At 52.1% G+C, this 22878-nt stretch carries 17 protein-coding genes; 11 read left to right on the top strand and 6 right to left on the bottom strand.

The features are described from left to right. Positions 1–285: 285 nt before the first annotated feature. From ung to WG929_RS13245, 3 genes are all read left to right on the top strand, one after another. Entirely contained in the window at positions 286–963 is a 678-nt protein-coding gene (ung, locus tag WG929_RS13255; RefSeq protein WP_416206410.1) for a uracil-DNA glycosylase, read from the top strand. 96 nt (positions 964–1059) lie between these two features. Further along, positions 1060–1287, top strand: coding sequence for a DUF2835 domain-containing protein (locus WG929_RS13250; protein ID WP_416206409.1), 228 nt, complete (start codon positions 1060–1062; stop codon positions 1285–1287). Positions 1288–1389: 102 nt separating this feature from the next. Beyond that, positions 1390–2412 carry a quinone-dependent dihydroorotate dehydrogenase gene (locus tag WG929_RS13245; protein ID WP_416206408.1) on the top strand — a complete coding sequence of 341 codons (1023 nt, stop codon included), beginning with the start codon at positions 1390–1392 and terminating at the stop codon, positions 2410–2412. Positions 2413–2556: 144 nt separating this feature from the next. On the opposite strand, the gene rmf is transcribed toward WG929_RS13245, so the two are convergent. Then, the gene (rmf, locus tag WG929_RS13240) at positions 2557–2754 is read right to left on the bottom strand and encodes a ribosome modulation factor (protein WP_369854888.1); all 198 of its coding nucleotides are present in this window, start codon (positions 2752–2754) and stop codon (positions 2557–2559) included. A gap of 178 nt (positions 2755–2932) precedes the next feature. On the opposite strand from rmf, the gene rlmKL reads away from it, so the two are divergent. Both rlmKL and WG929_RS13230 read left to right on the top strand, forming a co-directional pair. After that, positions 2933–5146: a bifunctional 23S rRNA (guanine(2069)-N(7))-methyltransferase RlmK/23S rRNA (guanine(2445)-N(2))-methyltransferase RlmL gene (gene rlmKL, locus WG929_RS13235; RefSeq protein WP_416206407.1), complete on the top strand. Its 2214-nt coding sequence runs from the start codon at positions 2933–2935 to the stop codon at positions 5144–5146. A 463-nt stretch (positions 5147–5609) separates the two neighbouring features. Beyond that, positions 5610–6824 carry an ammonium transporter gene (locus WG929_RS13230; protein WP_416206414.1) on the top strand — a complete coding sequence of 405 codons (1215 nt, stop codon included), beginning with the start codon at positions 5610–5612 and terminating at the stop codon, positions 6822–6824. Between the two features lie 70 nt (positions 6825–6894). On the opposite strand, the gene hmuQ is transcribed toward WG929_RS13230, so the two are convergent. Beyond that, the gene (gene hmuQ, locus WG929_RS13225; RefSeq protein ID WP_369854886.1) at positions 6895–7200 is read right to left on the bottom strand and encodes a heme-degrading protein HmuQ; all 306 of its coding nucleotides are present in this window, start codon (positions 7198–7200) and stop codon (positions 6895–6897) included. Positions 7201–7497: 297 nt separating this feature from the next. Here hmuQ and WG929_RS13220 point away from each other — a divergent pair, with 297 nt between their 5' ends. The 3 genes from WG929_RS13220 to cowN all read left to right on the top strand — a co-directional run bounded on the left by WG929_RS13220 (position 7498) and on the right by cowN (position 9765). Further along, positions 7498–8661 (top strand): PilT/PilU family type 4a pilus ATPase, encoded by a 1164-nt coding sequence (locus tag WG929_RS13220; protein WP_416206406.1) that lies wholly within the window; start codon positions 7498–7500, stop codon positions 8659–8661. Next, positions 8642–9295, top strand: coding sequence for a Crp/Fnr family transcriptional regulator (locus tag WG929_RS13215; RefSeq protein WP_416206405.1), 654 nt, complete (start codon positions 8642–8644; stop codon positions 9293–9295). Before WG929_RS13220 ends, WG929_RS13215 begins: the two co-directional genes overlap by 20 nt. Positions 9296–9432: 137 nt before the next feature. Then, the gene (gene cowN, locus WG929_RS13210) at positions 9433–9765 is read left to right on the top strand and encodes a N(2)-fixation sustaining protein CowN (protein WP_416206404.1); all 333 of its coding nucleotides are present in this window, start codon (positions 9433–9435) and stop codon (positions 9763–9765) included. 55 nt (positions 9766–9820) lie between these two features. On the opposite strand, the gene pgm is transcribed toward cowN, so the two are convergent. Then, positions 9821–11467 (bottom strand): phosphoglucomutase (alpha-D-glucose-1,6-bisphosphate-dependent), encoded by a 1647-nt coding sequence (gene pgm, locus WG929_RS13205; protein WP_369854882.1) that lies wholly within the window; start codon positions 11465–11467, stop codon positions 9821–9823. A gap of 243 nt (positions 11468–11710) precedes the next feature. Between pgm and WG929_RS13200 the strand changes: the two genes are divergently transcribed. The 3 genes from WG929_RS13200 to WG929_RS13190 all read left to right on the top strand — a co-directional run bounded on the left by WG929_RS13200 (position 11711) and on the right by WG929_RS13190 (position 15606). Next, positions 11711–12832, top strand: a complete 1122-nt coding sequence (locus tag WG929_RS13200; RefSeq protein ID WP_416206403.1) for a DNA alkylation repair protein — start codon at positions 11711–11713, stop codon at positions 12830–12832. 389 nt (positions 12833–13221) lie between these two features. Continuing rightward, complete coding sequence (locus WG929_RS13195) at positions 13222–14619, top strand: 2Fe-2S iron-sulfur cluster-binding protein (RefSeq protein ID WP_416206402.1); 1398 nt, start codon at positions 13222–13224, stop codon at positions 14617–14619. A 540-nt stretch (positions 14620–15159) separates the two neighbouring features. Then, positions 15160–15606, top strand: coding sequence for a hypothetical protein (locus tag WG929_RS13190; protein WP_416206401.1), 447 nt, complete (start codon positions 15160–15162; stop codon positions 15604–15606). A gap of 273 nt (positions 15607–15879) precedes the next feature. Here WG929_RS13190 and WG929_RS13185 read toward each other — a convergent pair whose 3' ends face one another. The 3 genes from WG929_RS13185 to WG929_RS13175 all read right to left on the bottom strand — a co-directional run bounded on the left by WG929_RS13185 (position 15880) and on the right by WG929_RS13175 (position 22850). Beyond that, positions 15880–18405: an esterase-like activity of phytase family protein gene (locus WG929_RS13185; RefSeq protein WP_416206400.1), complete on the bottom strand. Its 2526-nt coding sequence runs from the start codon at positions 18403–18405 to the stop codon at positions 15880–15882. Positions 18406–18613: 208 nt separating this feature from the next. Beyond that, entirely contained in the window at positions 18614–21715 is a 3102-nt protein-coding gene (locus WG929_RS13180; RefSeq protein WP_416206399.1) for an efflux RND transporter permease subunit, read from the bottom strand. 1 nt (position 21716) lies between these two features. Beyond that, positions 21717–22850: an efflux RND transporter periplasmic adaptor subunit gene (locus WG929_RS13175; protein ID WP_416206398.1), complete on the bottom strand. Its 1134-nt coding sequence runs from the start codon at positions 22848–22850 to the stop codon at positions 21717–21719. Positions 22851–22878: the final 28 nt, after the last annotated feature.

The raw sequence follows: 22878 nt of genomic DNA, 5'->3' as shown, positions 1-22878 counted from the left end.
TCAGAAGTGAAACGCAGCATCGCCGATGGTAGTGTGGGGTCTCCCCATGTGAGAGTAGGTCATCGTCAAGCTCTTAAACAGAACACCCCGTCCTGCGCTGCAGGGCGGGGTTTTTTACGTTATGTCTTACTGAAAGTCACTTCTTGATGTCAGGATACTTGTCCAAGGTAAGCGACCGGTAATCCCATCTTGAACCCGGCGCTGGTTCTTTATCACGGGACTGGGTTTATCGATAGGAGCAGGCTATAATTTTGGGTCTGATTCTTTTTTGATATAAGGCTTTTTATGCCTAAAGCTGGCGCCCTTCACCCATCTTGGCAGCAGGTTCTCGGCGATGAGCTGGAGCAACCTTATATGCGACAGTTACGGGTGTTTTTAAAAGCAGAAAAAGCGGCTGGAAAAATCATCTACCCACCGGGACCACTTATTTTTAATGCGTTTAATCACACCCCATTTGATCAAGTACGCGTGGTGATTATCGGACAGGATCCTTACCATGGCCCTGGCCAGGCCCATGGTCTGAGCTTTTCTGTACAAAACGGTATTCGTTTACCACCGTCACTGGGGAATATTTTCAAAGAGATCGAGGCCGACCTCGGCATTCCGATGAGTGGCAGCGGTGATTTGACACCTTGGGCAGATCAGGGTGTTTTGTTGTTGAATGCCACTCTGACGGTTGAGCAAGCCAGTGCTGGCTCTCATCAGAAAAAAGGCTGGGAGCAGTTTACCGATGCAGCCATTCGAATACTGAATGAACGGCGCGAAGGACTGGTATTTGTACTTTGGGGTAGTTATGCGCAGAAGAAAGGTGCCATGATTGATCAGAATAAACATCTGGTGTTGAGATCAGTGCATCCATCACCGCTATCCGCGCATCGGGGATTTTTTGGTCAGAGGCAGTTTTCGACGATCAATCAGTATCTGAGTCAGCAAGGGCAGCTGCCCATTAACTGGGTCTTATAGGTCGAATACCTAGCAATTCAAAATCCCCAATCTGTCGTTTTCTCTATTTTAAGTCGTATTACATTCATTAATCCTAGCTGTCGGCTGTTGTATTTTATGCCAAGAATTGTATTAGACCTTCATCTCTCTGCCGATGATTGTCAGGGCTACTACTCGGGTTCTGTACTGGTGGTACAGGCACGAGCTTTAGATGGCCGAATGATACGTTTTCCTGCGGGTGTGTTGCGCCATGTGATTCGCCATGATGGTATTCACGGTCAGTTTGCTATTGATACGGATGACGAAGGCAAGTTTCAGCGCATTGTCGAGCTGCCTGGCGTATAATTACGCCCATTTACCAACTTCTCAGGGAAGCCCTGATCCGTTATCCAAAGCGGCTGGCGGCTTGGTTTTGACTCGCGTTGAGATTTGTCTACGAGGTTTTATATGGATTGGTACAGCACCTTCCGCCCATTATTATTCAGTCTTAGTGCTGAAACTGCTCACGAACTCAGTCTGGATTTACTGGGCGCGGCAGAGAGACTACGAATATTGTCGTGGTTAGTGCCAGAAGTGAAGGATGAGCCTGTTACCGTGGCCGGTATTGAATTTCCTAATCCGGTTGGTTTGGCCGCAGGCCTGGACAAAAATGGCGATTATATCGATGCCTTGGCGCGACTTGGCTTTGGTTTTATTGAGATTGGTACGACCACTCCTCGCTCGCAACCTGGAAATTTACAGCCTCGCCTGTTCCGTATACCCGAGCGTCAGGCGATCATTAACCGTATGGGATTTAACAACAAAGGCGTGGATTACCTGATTGAACGGGTCAAGGCTGCCCGTTTCCGCGGGATACTGGGTATCAATATCGGCAAAAACTTTGATACGCCAGTAGAAAATGCAGTCGATGATTACCTGATCTGTCTGGAAAAAGTGTATCCGTACGCCTCTTATATTACTGTGAATATTTCCTCTCCCAATACACCTGGGCTTCGAACCTTGCAGTATGGTGATGCCTTGAAAGAACTGCTGCAGCCGCTCAAAGTGAAGCAAAGGGCGTTGGCAGAATCCTTTGGTTACAAGCCAATCTTTGTCAAAATCGCACCAGACATGAATACCGACGAAGTGGCACTGGTCGCAAACGCATTAGTGGATTGTGGTATGGATGGTGTGATTGCCACCAACACCACTTTGGATCGTACCGGTGTTGAAGGTTGTAGACACTCCAACGAGCAAGGTGGGTTGAGTGGTGCTCCGCTGGAAGAAAAAGCCACCGAAGTGCTGGAGAATCTGACTAAAGCACTTGCTGGTCGTATTCCAGTGATTGGTGTTGGTGGCATTGCTGACGGTGCGGGCGCTATTGACAAGATCAAGGCGGGTGCCCAGCTGGTGCAGATTTACAGTGGCTTCATTTATCGTGGGCCAGAGTTGATTCGTGAAGCCGTTGAGGCGGTAGCGAACAATCGTTAGACTTGTTTTCAGGTACCTAGTAAATAGCCTGTAGAGGTTGTCCAGAAAAAGAAGGCCCCGCTTGCGGGGCCTGACCTCCCTGGTGAGGAGGCTTAGGATAAAAGGGTGGGCCACATATGGCCAGGAATTCGGGGTGTTAAGTGGTCAAACGACCATACGATGAATACCAGAAACGCCTGTATAACCATCCCAGTGATCTGAGCGACCAGAGCGCCAACCGGACAACCAGGCATCCCTCATCGCTCCTTCTGGCGGAGCCAGATCTTTGGATCGACGTTCAATACCGGCACGATAGCCGCGGGAAAAAGCTCGTTCTTGCAGATCGCGTTTCTGTTTTTTCATACGATGCATCCTCGCTTATTAAACAAATATCGCTGCTGGTCGTTCAGTTCAAGACGATCCCCCTCAGCGACAGCTACAGTTGTAGCGCGTTGAAGGTCGGTCTGTTAACGAATTTATTTCTATAAAATGACAACCTCTTGTAGCTATACGCTATTTGAAAGAATAGGCCAACCTGACTATGCAAAATCTAGACTCATCTACTATCTATCACTGGCTGGCCAGTTGCAGTAAAGGAATTGAATCCATCTTATCCAATGAAATCAATGAGTTGGGTGGAGAGGTGGAGCGAGAAACCCATTTGGGGGTGCATTGGAAAGCAGACCTGGAGACGGCTTATCGGGTTTGTTTATGGTCTCGACTGGCTAGCCGAATACTGTTACCAGTGCATGAAAGTCAGGTTAGCAATGTCGACCAAGTATATGAAGAAACGCGCCAAGTTGATTGGACGCACGTTTTTTCGCCGTCATCGACCTTCCGAATCGACTTCCATGGCCGAACGGATTTCATTAATAACACCCAGTTTGGTGCCCAGAAAATCAAGGACGCCATTGTTGACCGCTTTCGTCTGGATACTGGCACCCGTCCCAACGTGGATAAAAACGCTGATGTGAGGATTGAAGCTCAGCTGCGTAAAGGCAAACTGGCCTTATATTACAACTTTAGTGGTTCAGGAATGCATCGTCGTGGTTACCGTTTGCAGCCTGGCCTGGCACCGTTAAAAGAAACCTTGGCAGCAGCATTGCTGGTACGGGCCGGTTGGCCAGCGCTGGCGGCGGCAGGCAAACACTTGGTTGATCCCATGTGCGGCTCGGGCACCTTGTTGATCGAGGCCGGATTGATGGCAGCAGATATTGCGCCTGGCCTGAATCGTCAGCAGCATGGCTTTGAGCACTGGCGCGGCCACGACCGCAAGCTGTGGCTGTCACTGGTCGATGAAGCACGATTACGGCGTACTGCTGGATTGGAGGCCATGAACAGCCGTTTTTATGGATTCGATATCGATGCCAGACAGTTGGAAGCGGCGACGGCCAACCTGTCACGTTCTGGGCTGGCTGCTCATATTCACCTGGAGCGTCGTTCGATTGATCAGTTACGGGTAAGCAAGGATGTGATTGAAGAAGGGGGGATGGTGATTTGTAACCCGCCTTACGGTGAACGTCTGAGTGAGTTGCCGCAACTGGCTCCTCTGTATCAGCAATTCCACGATGCCACCATGCAAATGCCGGAATGGAAACTCGCGGTATTCACCGGTAATACCGATCTTTCACGGGTTATAAGACGACCGTTAGATAAGCAATATAATTTGGTTAATGGCCAGATCGAAACCAAGCTGTTGGTGTTTGGCGCTGCCGATGAGCGCTCATCTCTCCCCAAAATGTCGATGATTCGTGGCCCGGTGGAAGCCTTTGCCAACCGCCTGAAGAAAAACCTCAAGCCGGTACAGAAATGGGCCAAACGGGAGTCGGTATCCTCCTATCGGATGTACGATCAGGATTTGCCGGAATACGCCGTAGCCATCGACTGCTACATTGATGCTGCCAAAGTGTCTGGTCAGCAGGGTACTAGCCAGAGCGGAGCTGAATGGTTACATGTACAGGAATATGTACCACCGAAAACGATTGAGGAGGCTAAGGCCGAGCGACGGTTACTGGATGTGCTGGCGGTGCTGCCTGAAGTCACAGGTATTCCTGCTGACCATATTGTACTCAAGCGTCGTGAACGTCAAAGTGGCAAACGGCAGTATGAAAAACGTTCCAGTGATGGCCTGATTCGGCACCGTTTTCCGACCATGGAAGGTCGAGTGCAAGTCTGGGTGAACCTGAAGGATTATCTCGATACCGGTCTGTTTCTGGATCATCGCCCGACCCGTCTGGAAATAGCCAAGCGGGCTGTAGCACAGCCAGGTATGTCGTTCCTGAACCTGTTCTGTTACACCGCGACTGCCAGTGTTCATGCTGCAGAAGCCGGTGCTGTGTGCACCAGTGTGGATATGTCGCGTACCTATCTGGGTTGGGGGCGGGAAAATTTCGATCTGAATGGCATTGATACCAGTAAACACGAATTTGTGCAGGCTGATGCGCTGCAATGGCTAGCAGACTGCTCACAACAGTATGACTTGATTTTCATGGATCCACCGACCTTCTCCAACTCCAAACGGATGGAAGGGGTGCTGGATATCCAGCGTGATCATGTGCTGTTGATTCAGCAGGCGGTTGCTTGCCTTAAGCCGGGGGGAACGTTGATCTTTTCGACCAATCTGCGCAAGTTTGCCATCGAGGAAGAAGCGTTGAGTGGACTCAGTATCCGCAATGTCAGTAAATGGTCTGTTCCTTTTGATTATTCACGTCGTCCGAATATTCATCATTGCTTCCATATTCAGATGGCTGAGTAGTTTTTTGTAGCCATACGGTGAAGGAATCAATTGCTCTCCGCTGTCATCGATCCACCCCTACAAGATCTCCTACAAGATGTTGTAGGGGGATATCAGGTTTATTGTCTGTTTGTTCGATGCAAGGTTTTATCTTTTCTTTGCACTTAACTGGTGCTCTTGTCTTATTTTTGCACGGAAATGATACATTTTTTTCTTCTTTGGCACTTATAAAAAGCTTAACTTCCTCACTTAAAGACTGAATACTTATTATTTACGCACAGCGCTGGTGCCTATAGTTTCCATATTGCTCTGTAATGGCGCAAATTATCATATTGAATTGTGTCAAAGTTGACAATTTGGTATGAATCCTGCTTTTCCAATCTCCTTGAATATATGAAGCGCCATTTTGGTGCCATTGCTCGATAGCGTCTATCGGTCAATACCTGAGTAAACGATTAGGGGAATTCTCGTGGGGAATCTGGATTTGCACGGTGTTAACAGTGCCGTAGAAACACTGATGTCTGGTACCAATACGCTGTTTATTTTGCTGGGTGCCATTATGGTGCTGCTAATGCATGGGGGGTTTGCTTTTCTCGAAGTCGGGACGGTTCGTCATAAAAACCAGGTAAATGCCCTGGTTAAAATTCTTACCGATTTTGGTATCTCGACACTGGCATATTTTTTTATCGGTTATCAAATTGCTTACGGCAATCACTTCTTTGCCAGCGCAGATACCCTGGCAGCCAACAATGGCTATGAGTTGGTCAAATTTTTCTTTCTGCTGACCTTTGCTGCGGCTATTCCTGCCATCATCTCAGGCGGCATTGCCGAGCGTGCCAAATTTTATCCGTTCCTGATTGGGTCTGGCTTGACCGTGGCATTTGTCTATCCCGTGTTTGAAGGGATGATCTGGAATGGCAATTATGGCTTTCAAGACTGGCTGGAGAGTCAGTTTGGTGCCGCGTTTCACGATTTTGCCGGTTCTGTCGTTGTGCATGGTGTGGGAGGCTGGATTGCCTTTGCTGCGGTTTACTTGTTGGGTTCGCGTAATGGACGTTACCGCAATGGTCGTGTCGTGGCGTTTGCGCCATCCAACATTCCTTTTTTGGCATTGGGCGCCTGGATTCTGACTGTGGGTTGGTTCGGTTTTAATGTGATGTCAGCCCAGACGATTGACGGTATTTCCGGTTTGGTGGCCGTGAACAGTCTGATGGCGATGGTTGGCGGTACCCTGGTGGCCATGGTCGTCGGTAAAAATGACCCTGGCTTTATTCACAATGGCCCGCTGGCGGGGTTGGTGGCGGTATGTGCTGGCTCGGATATTATGCACCCGATCGGCTCGTTCTTGGTTGGTGGGGTTGCCGGGGCATTGTTTGTCTTTGTGTTTACTCTGGCCCAGAACCGTTTCAGCAAGTTTGATGATGTCCTTGGTGTATGGCCCTTACATGGTCTGTGTGGTTTGTGGGGTGGTATTGCGGCGGGTGTTTTCGGGGCGGAATCGCTGGGTGGATTGGGAGGCGTCAGTTTTACTGCCCAGGTTATTGGTTCGCTGGCTGGCGTTCTGGTGGCGGTTGGCGGCGGCTTTATTGTATATGGTCTGGTTAAGGTTGTGGCAGGTCTGCGGCTGACCGAAGAAGAAGAGTTTAATGGTGCGGATTTGTCGATTCACAAAATCGGCTCTACCAGCGACGATGGATGATATTTGCCGTTGCCGACCAGACAAAAAAGGCGCTCCGGCGCCTTTTGGGGTTCTGTCATGTTAAGAAACGTTATAGCACCACCTCAAAACACTCCAGCTGCGGTGGCCCTATATAGATATCCTTACGTGTGCCTCCGGCATTGGCGTGTGCCTTGCGGAAAGCTTCAGACTTGGTCCAGTCTTCAAATGCCTGCTGGGATTCCCACACCGAATGGGAAGCAAACAAGACCTGCTCTGTCGTGGTTGGACCCTTCAGCAAGTTAAAAGAAGTAAAACCGGGTACTTCTTCAAGGAAGGTTTCGCGGTTTTTCCAAATATCGATAAAGTCCTGCTCACAACCGGGTTTGATACGAAAGCGGTTCATGGCGATGTACATGGTGTTCTCCAGAGACGGTGAAAGGGAGGCGAATCTCTCAAATAATACCTGTTGGAGTGACACCGTTGATAGTTGCTGGATCAACAGCTGCCGTTATGTTGCGGTATGTCAGTAACAATCTGGCAGAGAGATAGGGGAATCACCCATTTGTGATTGTGAACTGGATCACATTCACAGGTGGGTGAGCTGACATTTTCGCCGACTCTCATAATACAGTCGCGGCCTGTCACCAAGCTGCAGTAAGCTAATCGCGACCAGACGTTCGTTCATATATAGATAGCTGGAGATAAACGTTTTATGAGTATGGAAGCCTGGCTGAATATTTTGTCCCATAAAGATGGTTCTGATTTGTACCTCAGTACCGGGGCACCGCCTTGTGCCAAATTTCAGGGGCAATTACGTCCATTGTCGAAGGATCCGCTGGGTCCCGGTGACGTTGAAGAAATAGCCAAATCGCTGATGACAGATGCACAAAAAAAAGAATTTGCCGAAGAAATGGAAATGAATTTGGCGATTTCGAACAGTGCTGGCCGATTCCGGATCAATATTTTCAAACAACGCCACGAAGTGTCGATTGTGGCGCGTAATATCAACACCGAAATTCCTAATCTCGACAAGCTGAAGCTGCCGCCTATTCTGAAAGACGTGGTGTTGTCCAAGCGTGGTCTGATCCTGTTTGTGGGTGGTACTGGCTCGGGTAAGTCGACCTCGCTGGCAGCCTTGATTGATCACCGGAATGCCAGCGCTGGTGGTCATATCATTACCATCGAAGACCCGGTGGAATTTGTCCACAAACACAAAAAGTGTATTGTTAATCAACGTGAAGTCGGCACCGATACCAAAAGTTTCCATGCCGCCCTTAAAAATACCCTGCGCCAGGCCCCGGATGTAATTTTGATTGGAGAGATTCGGGATCGGGAAACGATGGAACATGCGTTAGCCTTCGCAGAAACCGGTCACCTGGCGATTTCTACCCTGCACGCCAACAACGCCAACCAGGCGCTGGAGCGGATCATCAATATGTTTCCGGAAGAACGTCGTCCGCAGCTGCTGATGGGGCTGGGGCAGAACCTGAGGGCATTTGTGTCACAGCGGTTGATCCCTACCTCGGATGGCAAACGCTGTGCGGCGGTAGAAGTCATGTTGGGTACCAAAACCATCGAAGATATGATTATGCGGGGCGACTTCCCGAGCATTAAAGAAGTCATGGAGAAGTCTGAAAACCTCGGGATGCAAACCTTCGATGCCGCGATGTTTAATCTCTACCGCGAAGGGCGTATTACATTGGATGACGCGTTAAAAAACGCTGATTCAGCGAATAATTTACGCTTACGGATCAAGTTGGCCGAAAACGGTGGTTCGATGGCGAATGAAGAGAAAATCGGGACGGATGGTAAGCCCATGATGGAATTCAGTTTGATGGAAGACAAGGCGCTGGAGGATGGTGACGAAAATTTCTGATGGCCATCCACCGCATTGTCCTGGTCATGGCGCAGGGCGCGACTGGCTGGAACGCTTGCCTGCTGGGCGGCAGAATCGCTACGACAGCGGCGAGATGATCTGCCGGCCGGGTATGACCCATAACCGGGTCTTTCTGCTGAACAGTGGCAGTGCCCGTATTTGCCTCTCGGCGGAGCATCGGGAGTTGACGCTGGGCTGTCTCAAGCCTGGCAGTATTTACGTGACACATACCCGTGCTTGGGTTGAAACGCTTGAACCCACAACCATTACCAGCTGGCCGATCGAGCAGCTCACCCTGTTGATTGTGGAAGCGCCGGAAATTGCCATTACCGCCATGCGGGAAGTGGGGCAGATGCTACAGCAGGCGACCAGTCTGATCGAAGACTTGGCATTTCGCTCGGTGGAATCGCGATTGGCACGTTATCTGTTGCTGGAAGAAAGTACGCAGCAGCGCCAGACCATCGAACTGACCGGTCAAACGGAGCTGCTGGCCAGCCTGTTGGGTACATCGCGTCAGACCTTGTCGACGTTGCTAAACCGGATGATCCGCGATGGCATTGTGGCGCGTCCGGATCGTCAGCATTTAACACTACTGGATACGCTGCGGCTGCAACAGCTGGCAAGCGTGTCCTGATTAGCTCCCCAGCAACATTGTTTTCCGTAGGCCTGCATCCGTGACCCTGGTTTCCGCACTGTCAGCTGGCTGACAGAATCAGGCAAGCACAGCGATTACCTTGTTATCTGACTAACACAATAATGAGGTTGAATATTATGAATATCCGCGCATCCGATACTACGCCCACCAGCGCCACCGATAAGGTCGATCGGGATCCTCTTGATCGTTATGTGAGTTTCTGCGGCATTGATTGCGATGGCAATGCCAATCGGCTGCTGGCCATGCTGGAAAACCATTTGGCCACGGGCGATGGTGATACGCGCTGGCAGAGCTACTTCCAGCAAAAGCGCGAACAGCAGGCTGCGATGAATCAGGATAATTTGTATTTTATTGGTGCGCAGATGAATAGCTTGTACAGTTACCTTGAAAGCTGTGACGACGACGCGGCGCTGGCATTGTTGTGGCAGCTGGAACAGGAGTGTTGTTAACGGCGGAAAAGTAACGGCGGTTGTGAGGCAAACCGCCGTTAGCCGTCAGGGCAGACTAGCCAAGAACGGAATCGACCAATGCTTTGGCATCGGCTTCCAGCAGATCGATATGGGCTTCAGAGACAAAGCTTTCCAGATAGATTTTGTAGACATTCTCGGTGCCGGAAGGGCGGGCCGCGAACCAGCCGTTGGCTGTTTCTACCTTGAGGCCACCAATCGGAGCACCGTTACCCGGTGCCGTGGTGAGAATACGGGTGATGGCATCGCCTGCCAGAGTATCGCCCTGAACGGCGTCCGCACTCAGTGAAGACAATACGGCTTTTTGCTCAGCGGCACAGGGAACATCGATACGCTTGTAGTAGGGACGGCCGTAACGGGCGACTTGCTCTTCGTACAGTTGTTGCGGGTCTTTCCCTGTAACGGCCAGGATTTCAGCCGCCAGCAGCGCCATGATGATGCCATCCTTGTCGGTCGTCCAGACGCTGCCATCCTTACGCAAGAACGAAGCCCCGGCGCTTTCTTCACCGCCAAAGGCCATGTCACCCTTGAACATGCCTTCCACATACCATTTGAAACCGACGGGTACTTCACACAGCTCACGCCCGAGGCCATTGACCACCCGGTCGATCATGGCGGAAGACACCAGCGTCTTGCCGAATTTCACATTCTGCGGCCAGTCCGGTCGGTGAGTGGCCAGATATTCAATGGCAACGGCCAGGTAGGCGTTCGGATTCATCAGGCCAGAAGAGGGGCAGACGATACCGTGACGGTCGTAATCCGGGTCGTTACCCACAGAGATATCAAACTGGTCTTTCATGGCCAGCAGGTTGGTCATGGCGTACGGCGAGGAGCAGTCCATACGAATGCGGCCGTCCTTGTCCAGCGACATAAAGCTGAAGGTCGGGTCAATGGCATCGTTGACGACCGTGATGTCGAGTTTGTATTTTTCCGCAATTGGCTTCCAGAAGTGCAGACCAGAGCCGCCCATGGGGTCAACCCCAATCCGGATACCGGCCTTGGCAATTGCGGCCATATCCACCACGTTGCCGAGGTCGCTGACGTAGTGGCTGATATAGTCGAAGTCTTCCACCAGGTTACTTTCGTTGGCATCTTCTGCCGGTATCCACTCAACCTCGTCCAGATCATTGGCTAACAACTCGTTGGCGCGGTTGGCAATCCAGCTGGTGATATCGGTATCGGCTGGGCCACCCATGGCCGGGTTGTATTTGATGCCACCGTCTTCTGGAGGATTATGGGAGGGCGTTATGACGATGCCGTCGGCCATATCGTCGGCATCGGCATCCTGGTTATGGGTCAGGATGGCGTGTGAAATCACCGGTGTCGGGGTGTAGCCATCGCCATCCTGAATACGAACGCGCACATCGTTGGCAACCAGTACTTCCATCGCTGTACCAAAGGCTGCTTCCGAGAGCGCATGTGTGTCTTTACCCAGATACAGGGGACCTTTAACACCGGCTTCGGCCCGATATTCGGCAATGGCCTGACACACGGCAGCAATATGGTTTTCGTTAAACGTGGTGTTAAACGCGGAACCACGATGGCCAGAAGTCCCAAAGGCAACCTTTTGCTCCGGGTTATTCACGATGTCTGGTTGCTGGCGGTAGTAAGCTGCCATCAGGGCAGGTACGTTAACCAGGCTGGCGCGTGGCGCGACTTTTCCGGCATCCGGGTGAATAGCCATAATTTCGATCCTTCCTTCTCGTTAGTATGCTGTCGTCATGCTGCTGGATAATTGTGACAGATGCAATTCTCTGCTTGGCTATCATGATTGCATGGCATTGAATAAGACGTTTCTTATCAACGATCTGTCGTGTTATTGGGAAAATATGGTGCTGCTATCTGCTCGCAAACTTACTCGGTGCCAATTGTTGTGCCACTTGGTGCCACAGACAACGAACAATCCCTACAGGAGCAATAGACCACCGTGGCTGAACCGTTAAAAAATCGTTATGGACTGGAGGTCGCCGAAGTGTTGGCGCAACAGATCACCGCTGTCTGGCCCGACTTTGACTCCCGTGCTTTTATGAAACAGGTGTCAGTGGGCTATGAAGGACTCGATCTGATGGCCAGAGGCCAGCAGATCGCCGATGTATTGCAACAGTATCTGCCAGCGGATTATGGTGAGGCGATTGCCATTTTGATGCAATCTGTGGGTGCACCATTGCAAGACGCCCGCAGCTTTTCGATGTCAGCTTTCTATTACCTGCCGCATACCTGCTTTGTCGCATCGTACGGGCTGCAACATTTTGACGAGTCAATGGCCGCCCAGTACCAACTGACTCGGCGTTTTACCGCCGAATTCAGTATCCGTACCTTTCTTCAGCAACGACCGGCTGAGACGCTGGCCTGCTTGCGACGCTGGTGCGCAGACCCGGATTACCATGTACGACGGCTGGTATCAGAAGGAACGCGACCGCGTCTGCCATGGGCGCGGCGATTACCCGAATTTCAGCGCGATCCAACGCCGGTACTGGCGTTACTGGAAGAGCTTAAAGACGACTCGGAGCTTTATGTACGGCGCTCGGTTGCCAATAACCTCAATGATATTGGCAAGGATCACCCGGAATTGCTGGTGGACGTCTGTCGTCGCTGGATGGTGGATGCATCCGCAGAGCGTCGCTGGGTGGTACGTCATGCGTTACGTTCAGCGGTTAAACGCTGCGATGTCGCTGCTCTGGCGGTACTCGGGTTTGACAGTGAGCAAACCGTACGGGTGGAACAGACTGGTGTTCAACCGGGGGTTGTGCCGATGGGTGGGGACGTGGAATTGCAGGCAACGCTGACATTACCGAAATCCGCCCGTGAACCGCTGCGGCTGATGGTGGATTTTCGGGTGCACTATGTCAAAGCCAGTGGCCGTACCTCGGCCAAGGTGTTTAAACTGAAACAGCTGACGCTGGTGCCAGGCCAAATCGTGACGCTCAGCAAAAAACTGTCGCTAACGGACAAGAGTACCCGTCGCCATTATCCGGGTGTGCATGGTATTGAACTGCTGGTTAATGGTAAAGCCTGGCCATTGGGGGAATTTGAGTTACATCTCACGTAACATCTACAACTCTGTGAGTAACATGACCGGTTAACGATTCGATTGTATCCGCTGTCTGCCAATAGCACGTTTTCGCCGTGACCTGTCGGACTTCGGGCTGTCCTATTGCAGAAAAACTGAATCTTGCCTCACTTTTGCGCAAAAAACGCTCAAACCAGACTTCCTCTCGCGACGAACGCCTAAGTCCGACAGGCTCCGAGGGGCGTTCTATCATTGAGAGCGCCCCCGTGGTGCATCAGCAAGTCACTACTATGGAATAGTGGAGTGGCGGAATAGCGTAGATTGTCATAAGCAGGGTTATGGAAAACCGCTGTTTTTTATGGTGTATTGTTCACTTATTCCGGTTTATTCATCACTATCCCTGTCAGATAGGGCACAACGAGTACGCCATGCCAGAGGTTTGTTATCAGGGGCGCATTTTTCAATTACGAGAGGATGAAACCATTCTGGCGGGCCTGCTGCGTCAGGGGGTTGAACTCGAGTATTCTTGCCGGGCAGGTGTCTGTAACGCCTGCATCATCAGGGCAACGGCATTTGACCCGGATCTGGAACGGCTAAAAACTGGAACACTGGCACCTAACCTGGTGGCGAGCGGGCATTTTCTACCTTGTAAAACACGGCTCAAGGGTTCCATCGAACTGCTTGATCCTGCTCCTGGACTGGCTGATAACCCTGTTTATGCAAGGACGACGGTGACCGGGCGGGTGGTTGGCAAGCGCTGGTTGACCGATGACATTGTACAGTTACATGTTCAGCCATCGGTTGATGTGATTTATAAGGCCGGGCAGTTTGTCTGGCTCTACCACTCAGATGGCCAGGCACGTCCCTATTCGCTGGCTTGCTCTCCGCAACGCCGACAGCCGTTGGAGTTTCATATTCGTCGTCATGATCAGGGCCATGTCAGCCGCTGGATTACGGACGAGTTGACGGCGGGTACGGACATTGCTCTCAGTCTGGCGGATGGTGACTGTTGCCTTGAAGACGGTATGAATACGGTGGTGATGGTGGCTTTTGGTGCCGGATTGGCCCCCATGGCTGGTATTAGTCAGCAAATACTGGATGGTGGTGAAGCGGCTGTGGGTGGACACCTGCTCCATGTCGCCCATGGCAAGAGTGGCTTGTATGGCGAATCAGACAGTTGGGATCTGGCGGGTGAGATACAGGCAAGTGCCTCAATGCAATACACCGGTCTTGAAAGTCGTAGTGAACTGTTTACATCACTGGCGTCGTTGAACAGCCGTTATTGCGATGCCTACTGGTTTTTATGTGGTAGCCCGGACGCGGTGTATCAGAGTCGCGATGAGTTATTACGGCTGGGGATTCCGGAAGGCCGTATGCGGTTTGATCCGTTTGAAAGCCAACCGCTGGTGGCTTTGCCAGAGAATGACGAGTGTCAGCCTGATTATCCGGATCCTCAACCAGAGCTTTGGGCCTGGCTCAATGAAGACAATCGCCTTGCCACCATCGTGGCAGACTTCTACCTGCAGATTTTTGCTGATCCGATTTTGTCCCCTTATTTTGAAAACATCTCCCGGCGTCGTTCCAGGGAAAAGGTTTTCAGCTTCTATCAGCGCGTGTTTAGTGGTGAGCCGAGTTTTTTTGGAGACAGGCCTGACCATGCCCATCACTGGATGGTTCATAGCGACGATATTTTTGATTATCAACTGCTGTTGATGGAACAAACCCTGAAAAATCATGAAATGCCCGGCTTGCTGATCACCATCTGGATGAGCTACGAAGAGTACTTTCGCCGCGATATTATCAAAACCCGGCCGGAAGGGTATTGACGGAACGTGCCTGCCTGCAGGCGCTGTCGGTCAGCAAGCGGCTACCGTAAGATTATAAAATGAGTATCTGTAACGGTTGTCAGACCGCTATCGATAACGCTACCGAAGTACGTGTCATCTCATACGAGTCATATTGACTGCTTCTGTGTTCTTTTTAATCCCCGCTTGTGGATCATAAAAGGCCAATTCTTTTTAGTTGTTAAGTCAAACTTTATTTTTTCACCCCCTTTGTTTGTTCTCTTTGTTAGTCTGGCCGATGTGGTTGGGAAGCACGACCAGCGGCTCGAATATCTGGTGGTGTTCATTCAATGCGTTATGCATTAAACCTGCATCTGCGCACATGTCGCCGGGTTTTTGTCTCGGGGGGAACCAGTGATCGCTATCGATAGCCGTAACAGGTAGTTCGATTCCCGGCGTTTTTTGTGGCAAGGGGGGTGGAATGCTGTCAAAAAAGTAACGTTTCTGAAGTGAGTAGTAGAGCGTTTGTCAGACAGGGATTCACCGCTCAAAAAGGATGGTAGATAACTCAGGAGAGACTGCGTGAACGCTGCAGCTATAGATACACCAGCGGAAAAAGCATTATTTGCGCTGGCATTAAAATATGAAGTGATTACCGGTAATCGGGTGAAATGGCGGCAAGATACAGAAGCTGCTTTTCAGATGGTAATGGAGGCGTTATCGAGTAGCAGGAACGAATTATTTCAGGCGGCGGTGGCCTTTCTGGAAGCTCAGCCTGTTGCCGGACGCAAGGCTTTTTTACGATTACAGCAGGAGATTGTACCGGACGGTTTTGAAGCACGGGTTGAAATGTATCGAGGGGTTGCCTTTCGACAACTTCGATCCACGGATGCGGATCAGCAGGCAGGCGAGCAGAGTCTGGTGCACAGGACTTACCGTGGCGTTGCCTACGAAGAGCCGGTAACACGCAAGGATGCCAAGTCGGATAGTCGTGAGGGTAAACGGTTATATCGGGGGCGACGTTATTAGCTCTGTTGATATCACTTGAACCGCCGGTGAGCATCATCAGGCCAATGCCCGTCAGGGAAGAAAGGGGTCAAAGGTGAGGTGCTAACCGAGGGGAGGCGGATCAGAGTAAATGTCAATCTCTGATGATTGTTGAACCCGATAACCGGGCAAAACCGCATTGTCATAAAAAACCCGTACTCAGGAGAGCACGGGTTTTTTATGCCTATCGTTTTTATGCGATGTCTTCGCGGCAATGTTTGCGGGCCAAAGCCCGCTTGGGCGGTTTGAACCGGTTTAATTCAGCTGACCCAGATTGATCAGCTGGATCTCACCGCTGTTGTCGTCAACACCGTCGTTGTCATTAACAATGTAGACGTCGCCAGAAGCGGTCATGGCAGACCCTTCGATCTTCTCAGGTACCAGTCCACCGGCGGCTTTCAGGTCATCCATCAGGTCACGCACCAATGTCTTGCTGATGGTGGTCTCACTGCTGATATTGGTCATATCAATCTTGTACAGGCGCTTGATTGCGGCATCCGGGCCACCCTGATTATCGCGCTCCAACACCAGGAAGCGGCCGTCACCCAGTGAAGTGATGTCGGACAAGCCGACCCAGCCGCCATTCTGGGATTCAACCGCATCCAGTGGGTAGAATACAAAACTCCAGCTCTGGGTCGTGAGGTCGTAAATGCCAATACGCGGGTTGGCTTCGCTGTTCCAGGCGCGCTGGAAGGCAACATACAGCTTGCCGTCGTATGCGGCGACACCTTCGAAACCAAAACGCAGCTGCACTGCATTCAGGGTATCCGGCAAGGTAACGACGTCGGAGATCACGCCAGCAGAGTCGGCATGGAAGAGAAAATTCAGCTTGGTGATGTCGCGGGCATCATCGTTGAAGGTGCCCGCGCCTTCGGAAGCAATCCAGAAGCTGCCATCGGTCATAACGGCAATACCTTCGCCGTCAATATTGAGCGACTTGTCGTCATTGATCATGGCAGCCAGGTCAGCATCGTCGAAGCTGTTGGCGTCGATAGCAGCTCCTGACGTTGAGACGGCGGCAAAAATATCATTGCTGTCCAGCAGCTTGATTTCGGTGGTCAGCATGGCTGGCTTGGTGCTGATATCGATACCAAATACGCGGTTCTGACCATAGAAGCTGTCTTCCAGCGACCACAGCATGTCAGCATTGGATGGATCGGCAGACAAGCCGGACAGGGCGGAGAATGGGATCGGCGAGCCATCGGCGCGTTCTTCAGAGATGATGGTTGGGTAGGCATCTTCTTGCTGCGCCAGGCGGTAGATGTTCAGGCTGCCACGGAACTTGCCACCACGATCATCTTCTTCGCTGGCGGCCACCAGCAGGTTGCGGGAAGGAATCGCCTTGACGCCTTCAGGCCCCATCGCGGCTGGCAGTACCTGGAACAGCTCTGGATTGGCAGGGTCGGCCATGTCGAAGACAAATACCAGGCTGGCGCGCTCGGAGTTGACGAACAGGAAGCCGTTGTCACCAAACTTGCCGTATTCAGCATTTTCCAGCTCGGCACCCTTGTTGCCGGAACGGCCGTCGGGATATTGGCCGATCATGGCCACGACCTGATCCATCATCAGCGATTCAACTACATCACCAGAGGTATTGAATACCGTGAAGGTACGGCTGCCCCCGTTCATGTCACCTTCGTCAGCGGTCACAAACAGTTCATTGTTCACCCAGGTAACACCGTCTGGTTCGCGTGGAACATCCAGTTTTGATTCGGTCTGGGAGATGATGGCAGGATCTTCTTCGGTCAGGTCAACACCGTCGAGGTCAACCGTGCCGGCGCTGAAGTGGTTAATGACGCTGGCGGTTGCCAGATCAACCAGTACCAGATGGTTGTTTTCCTGCATGGTGACAATGGCAATATTGTTGTCATTGATGTCGACGTATTCTGGTTCCGGGTCGGTGGGGGCAATATCCGCCAGCCCAGTCATATCAACCTGGGTGGTTGTCCAGTTGGCCGGGTCGCTATCGCTGGTATCAACCACCATCAGGAAACCGGCGGGCAATTGTGGCGAAACATCAATCTGACCGTCGTCCAGGTCTTCGTCGCGTTCGTTTTCGATCGCAACGGCGGCGTACAGGCCGTCGTGGCTAACAGCCACAGAATCTGGCTGGCCGCCCATATCAATCGTCGCAACAATGGTCTGGGTCGCAATATCAACGACCGTCAGTGAGCCGGAAGGTGTAACGAAGTCTGTCGAGGTATTAACCCCTACCAGAACATAGTTGCCCACTACGGCCACCGACGTTGGCTCTCCGCCGACATCCAGTGTACCTGCTGCTACCGGGTTGGCAGGATCCTTGATATCAACAAAACCGATCTGCTCCATTGGGCTGTCGGTGTAGATCAGGGTCAGGCCATCCTTGCTGTAATCGACGATTTCCGCCACGGTTTGGGTATCGGTATCACAGCTAGCAGAAATCTGCTGACACACCGGGAACGTCGCGATGCGAACAAAGTTCATCTCTTTGTTGGCGTTACACAGGTAGCTGGTTGCGGTGATTTCGTCGGCATCCAGTGCGCCGTCGCTGTTCAGATCGACACCGGAGTCAACCTGTAGGCCACCGGCGTAGCATTCGGCGCTCAGCTCTGGCAGTTCAGTTTGCTTGATCAGGCTGACCAGACCAGCAGTCCCTGCCGATCCGGTAGAGCCGTTTGTACCATTTTGTCCAGTTTCACCCTGGGCACCATCTTTGCCATTTTTACCATCATCGCCAGCACAGCCCGCCAGCATAAACGGCGTGGCCAGGGCAATTGCCTGAACCAGTTTCAATAGTTGCATCGTTCCATCTCACCTTGTTGTTTTGGAGGCAACATAATGTGGAACTTAAATGTCAGGGGTGTTGCACAAGGATGACAATGGTTTGTATTGGCAGAGTCGGCTGTTAGGGGACACTAGCCGGTTTGTTAACGGAGGCGCGAACGCGGGTTCCGGTTGGTAGGAACCCGTATTGCATTTGAGCGACAAGCAGGGGTCGTTTGCCATCCGCTCAGGCTGGAATTTTCACTCTGTGAGCGTAACTGTACAATACCGGCACAACGCCCAGTGTCAGTATCGTGGCGAAGCCGAGCCCAAAGGCGATGACCACTGCCATGCTGTTGAAAAAGGGGTCGGTCAACAGCGGCACCATGCCCAAAATAGTGGTAAGCGCTGCCATGGTGACTGGGCGCAAGCGACTGACTGCGGCATCAAAGATAGCGTCGTAGCCATTTTTACCGCTGCGGTCTTCCAATTGAATCTGATCCACCAGCACGATGCCGTTTTTGACGATCATGCCGGATAGGCTGAGGAATCCCAGCAACGCCATAAAGCCAAACTCGGCCCTGAGCAGCAACATACCCGCAGTGACGCCAATAATGGCCAGTGGTACACAGGCCCAGATCACCAGCGCTGCCCGTAATTCGTTAAACAGCAGTATGGTGATGATAAACATGATCAGGTAGCCCATTGGCAGCGAGGCGAATACGTTGGCTTGCGCATCTCGGGACGATTCGTACTCTCCGCCCCATTCCAGTTGATAGCCGGCGGGGAGTGGAATGGCTTCCAGCTGGGGGCGTATCCGCTGGAACAATTCGTCGGCAGTTTGGGCTGAGGCAAAGGATGGGTCGGCCAGAACTTCGATGGTACGTTTGCGGTCGCGACGCATGATCAGCGGATCTTCAAAGGTAATATCAAAGCGGTCGACCACTTGCTGAATCGGGATGTAGCGGTTAAACACCGGACTCCAGATTTGCAAGTCCATCAGGTTGTTGACGTTCAGGCGTTCCTGTTCCGGTGGACGCAAGACCATGGGTTTTAGGTGGGTGCCTTCCCGGTACAGTCCGACCTGTTTGCCGGAGAAACTCAGTTGCAGCAGGTCGTCGAGATCCTGTTTGGAAATACCTGCTCGCCGGGCTGCCTCTTCTTGCAGATGCGGACGAATAACTTTCACTCGTTCGCGCCAGTTGTGACGGATGTTATCGGCTGCCGGGTCGGTGCGCAGGATCTGTTCTGCCTGCTCGGCCAGCATTCGCAGTTCAGTTTGATCCGGGCCGGAAAAACGGGCTTCAATCTTGGCCGGAGTACTGGAACCAATTTGCAGCCGCTGGAATTTGACAAACGCGTTAGGCATATCGGTGGCGGTGTATTGTTGGGCACTGCTGATCAGCGCCGGAATCTGCTCGCGTTGTTCGGTACGGATCAACACCTGGGCAAAAGCGGCATATTGCTTTTCTGGAGCGTACGTCAGCATAAACCGGACTTCTCCTTGGCCAACGGTGGACGAGGTAAATTCCACGCCTTGCTGTTGCTGAAACCATTGCTCCAGTTTGCGGGCCTGCTTCTGAGTTGCAAGGATATCGCTGCCTTCCGGTAACCAGATATCCGCCAGAAAAATGGGGGTATTGGATGGCGGAAAAAACGCTCGCTTGACCTGACCAAAGCCGACAACAGCGACCACCATCAAGGTAACCATCAGTATCATGGATACACCACGATGATGCAGCATGGTCGCCAGAATGGCACGGTAACCGTTATACAGGGCACCTTGATAAGGGGCGGACGAATCCGTCTTGCCGTTTTCAGCCGGGCTGGCGTGACTGAGTTGCTCCCGAAATAACAGATTGCAGAGGAAGGGGGTCAGGGTCAGTGCCGTTACCCAGCTGAGTAACAGCGAAATCATCAGGACATAAAACAGCGAACCGACAAACTCGCCCACCGAATCCGGCGACAGTCCGATAGGTGCGAAAGCGGTGATGGCAATCACGGTAGCCCCCAGTAATGGCCACTGGGTTTGTTTTACAATATCAAAAGCCGCCTGAACCCGGCTCTGACCACGCTGCAAGCCGACCATAATGCCTTCGGTAATAACCAGTGCGTTATCAACCAGCATCCCCAACGCAATAATCAGCGCCCCGAGGGAGATACGATGCAGATTGATACCAAACGTTGCCATGGCAATAAAAGTGCCGAGTATGGTCAGTAGCAGGATGGCACCAATAATCAGTCCTGCCCTGACACCCATAAACAGCAGCAATACGGCAATCACAATGACGACGGCCATGGCGAGGTTGAGAATAAAATTCTGCGATGAAGCATCGACTTCAGCGGGCTGATCGTAAATGGTATGCAACGCCATGCCGAGAGGACGGTTGTTATCCAGTTCTGCCAGTTTGGCCCGGACCTGTGCGCCGACTTCGATGACATTAACACTGTCGGTAAAGGCGATACCCAAGCGTAGCGAGGGTATCGCCTGATAGTTCTCCAGGTGGGTCGGATTTTCGGTAACCCCGGTCGTAATACGGGCAATGTCTTGCAGATAAATCAGTTTGTCGGAGCCCGGTGTGCTGATCAGCAGGTCGCCCAGCTCCTGAACGCTCTGGAATTCACCAGTCGGATGGATACGAATATATTCATTGCCAACCCGGATGTGTCCGGCGTTGCTGACACTGTTCTGGGTTTGTAATAACTGGTACAGACGCGACAGCGGAATACCCAGGTTGGTCATTTGTTCGTGGGAAATATCAATAAAGACCTGTTGTTGTTGATCTCCGGCAATCTCGATATTGGCAACACCTTCCAGGGTCATCAGTTCGCGTTTGAGGTACTCGGCATAGTCGAACAATCCGCTGTAATCAAAACCGTCGCCAGTTAACGCCAGCAGTACACCAAAGACGTCACCAAAGTTATCCAGCACGATGGGAGTGGCAGAACCTGGTGGTAATGAGCTGGTCTTGTCGTGGATCTTGCGCCGCAGTTCGTCCCATATTTGCGGCAGAGTGTCGCCCTGATATTCGGATTTAACTTGAATGTGTATCTGTGACAATCCGGCTTTGGAGATGGAGTCCAGGTGTTTGATGTAGGGCAAGGACTGGATGGTGTCTTCAAGCCTGGCAGTGACTTCTTCCTCTACCTGCAAGGGGCTGGCACCTGGGTAGTAGGTGTAGACCATGGCTTCCTTGATGGTGAACTTCGGATCTTCAAGGCGGCCAAGCCCGAGGTAGCTGATGATGCCACCTGCCAACAGAATCAGTACCAGCATCCAGCTGGTGGTACTGTGCTGGATGAAATAAGTGGCAGCATTAAGTTGGTTGACGGTGTTGGGTTGCGACATGTCAGAGACCTTGTTCCTGAATCCATGGGCGGATTACCATGCCTTCGCGGGCCTGGTGCACTCCCGCTGCCAAAATCCGGTCACCGGGGTTGAGACCAGCCACAATTTCAAGGCCTTCCTGGGTCAGTCGGCCGGTTTCAACCGCCTGGGCAACCAGTGCATTCTGTTCGTTTAGCCGCCATACCATGCCTTGCTTGCTGCCTGTCGCCTGCTTTGCCTGCTGAAATATGGCCTGGGCGGGCACCAGCACATTGCTGTCGTTGACGGCCAGTATCTGGTTCAGGTCGGCGTAGACACTGGCAGACATACCAGGGAGTGGATTGAAATCGGCGGGTTGGGGCAAGGTGACCAGTAACCGATAGCTGCCAGTCGCCGGATCGGCTTGGGTATTATGCTCCTTGTAGGTCGCCTTGAAGCGTTGGCCGGGCAGGGCATCAAATGCCACATCTGGATGGTAGCTGCTGCCGGATTGGCTGAGCTGAATCATCAGCTGTTCCGGCACCTGGATACTGACAACCAGCTGGCCGCGAGCCTGCAATTTCAGTAAAGGCGTGCCTGCTGCCATGGACTGATGGTTGTCAACATAGACTTCGGCGATCACTCCGGCAAACGGTGCTTTCAGTGTGGTGTAGCCAACATTGCTGCGGGCTGCCCCAAGAGCCGCTTTACTGATATCCAGCTCAGCTTTGGACTGATCGTATTGGGCTTTGGATACCTGACGCTGCTGGAACAGGTTTTCGATACGTTCAAACTGCGAATTAGCCAGGTTGAAGCGGGCCTGACGTTCGTCCAGTTGCAACTGGTAATCGGCAGGGTCAAGCCGTGCCAGCACGTCTCCTGCCTTGATCCGTTTGCCTGCCTGGGCGGGCAGTTCCAGTAACTCTCCAGGAACCCGGAAGGCCAGAGAGACTTCTTCTGAGGCCTCAACCTGGCCGGGAAAACGGCGTAGCAGGGCGTCTTTACTACTGACGACCTGATAAATTTCACCGGGGCGGGTGACTGTTGCAGTCTTTTCACTGCTGCTGTTGCCGTCAGAGCAGGCTGCCAGCAGTCCGAACAGCGGAATGCACAGTAACACCCTGTTGAGTCGGTTGGATCCTGATGAAGCGAGTGCAATACAGGCTGAAATCGTCATGAAACACCTCCCAATTAAAACAGAAACA

Origin of the sequence: Oceanobacter antarcticus, assembly GCF_044962685.1 — a bacterium.
GTDB classification, from domain to species: domain Bacteria; phylum Pseudomonadota; class Gammaproteobacteria; order Pseudomonadales; family Oceanobacteraceae; genus Oceanobacter; species Oceanobacter antarcticus.
Note: the sequence above shows the minus strand (reverse complement) of the source record. Positions and strands in the feature narration are given on the sequence as shown.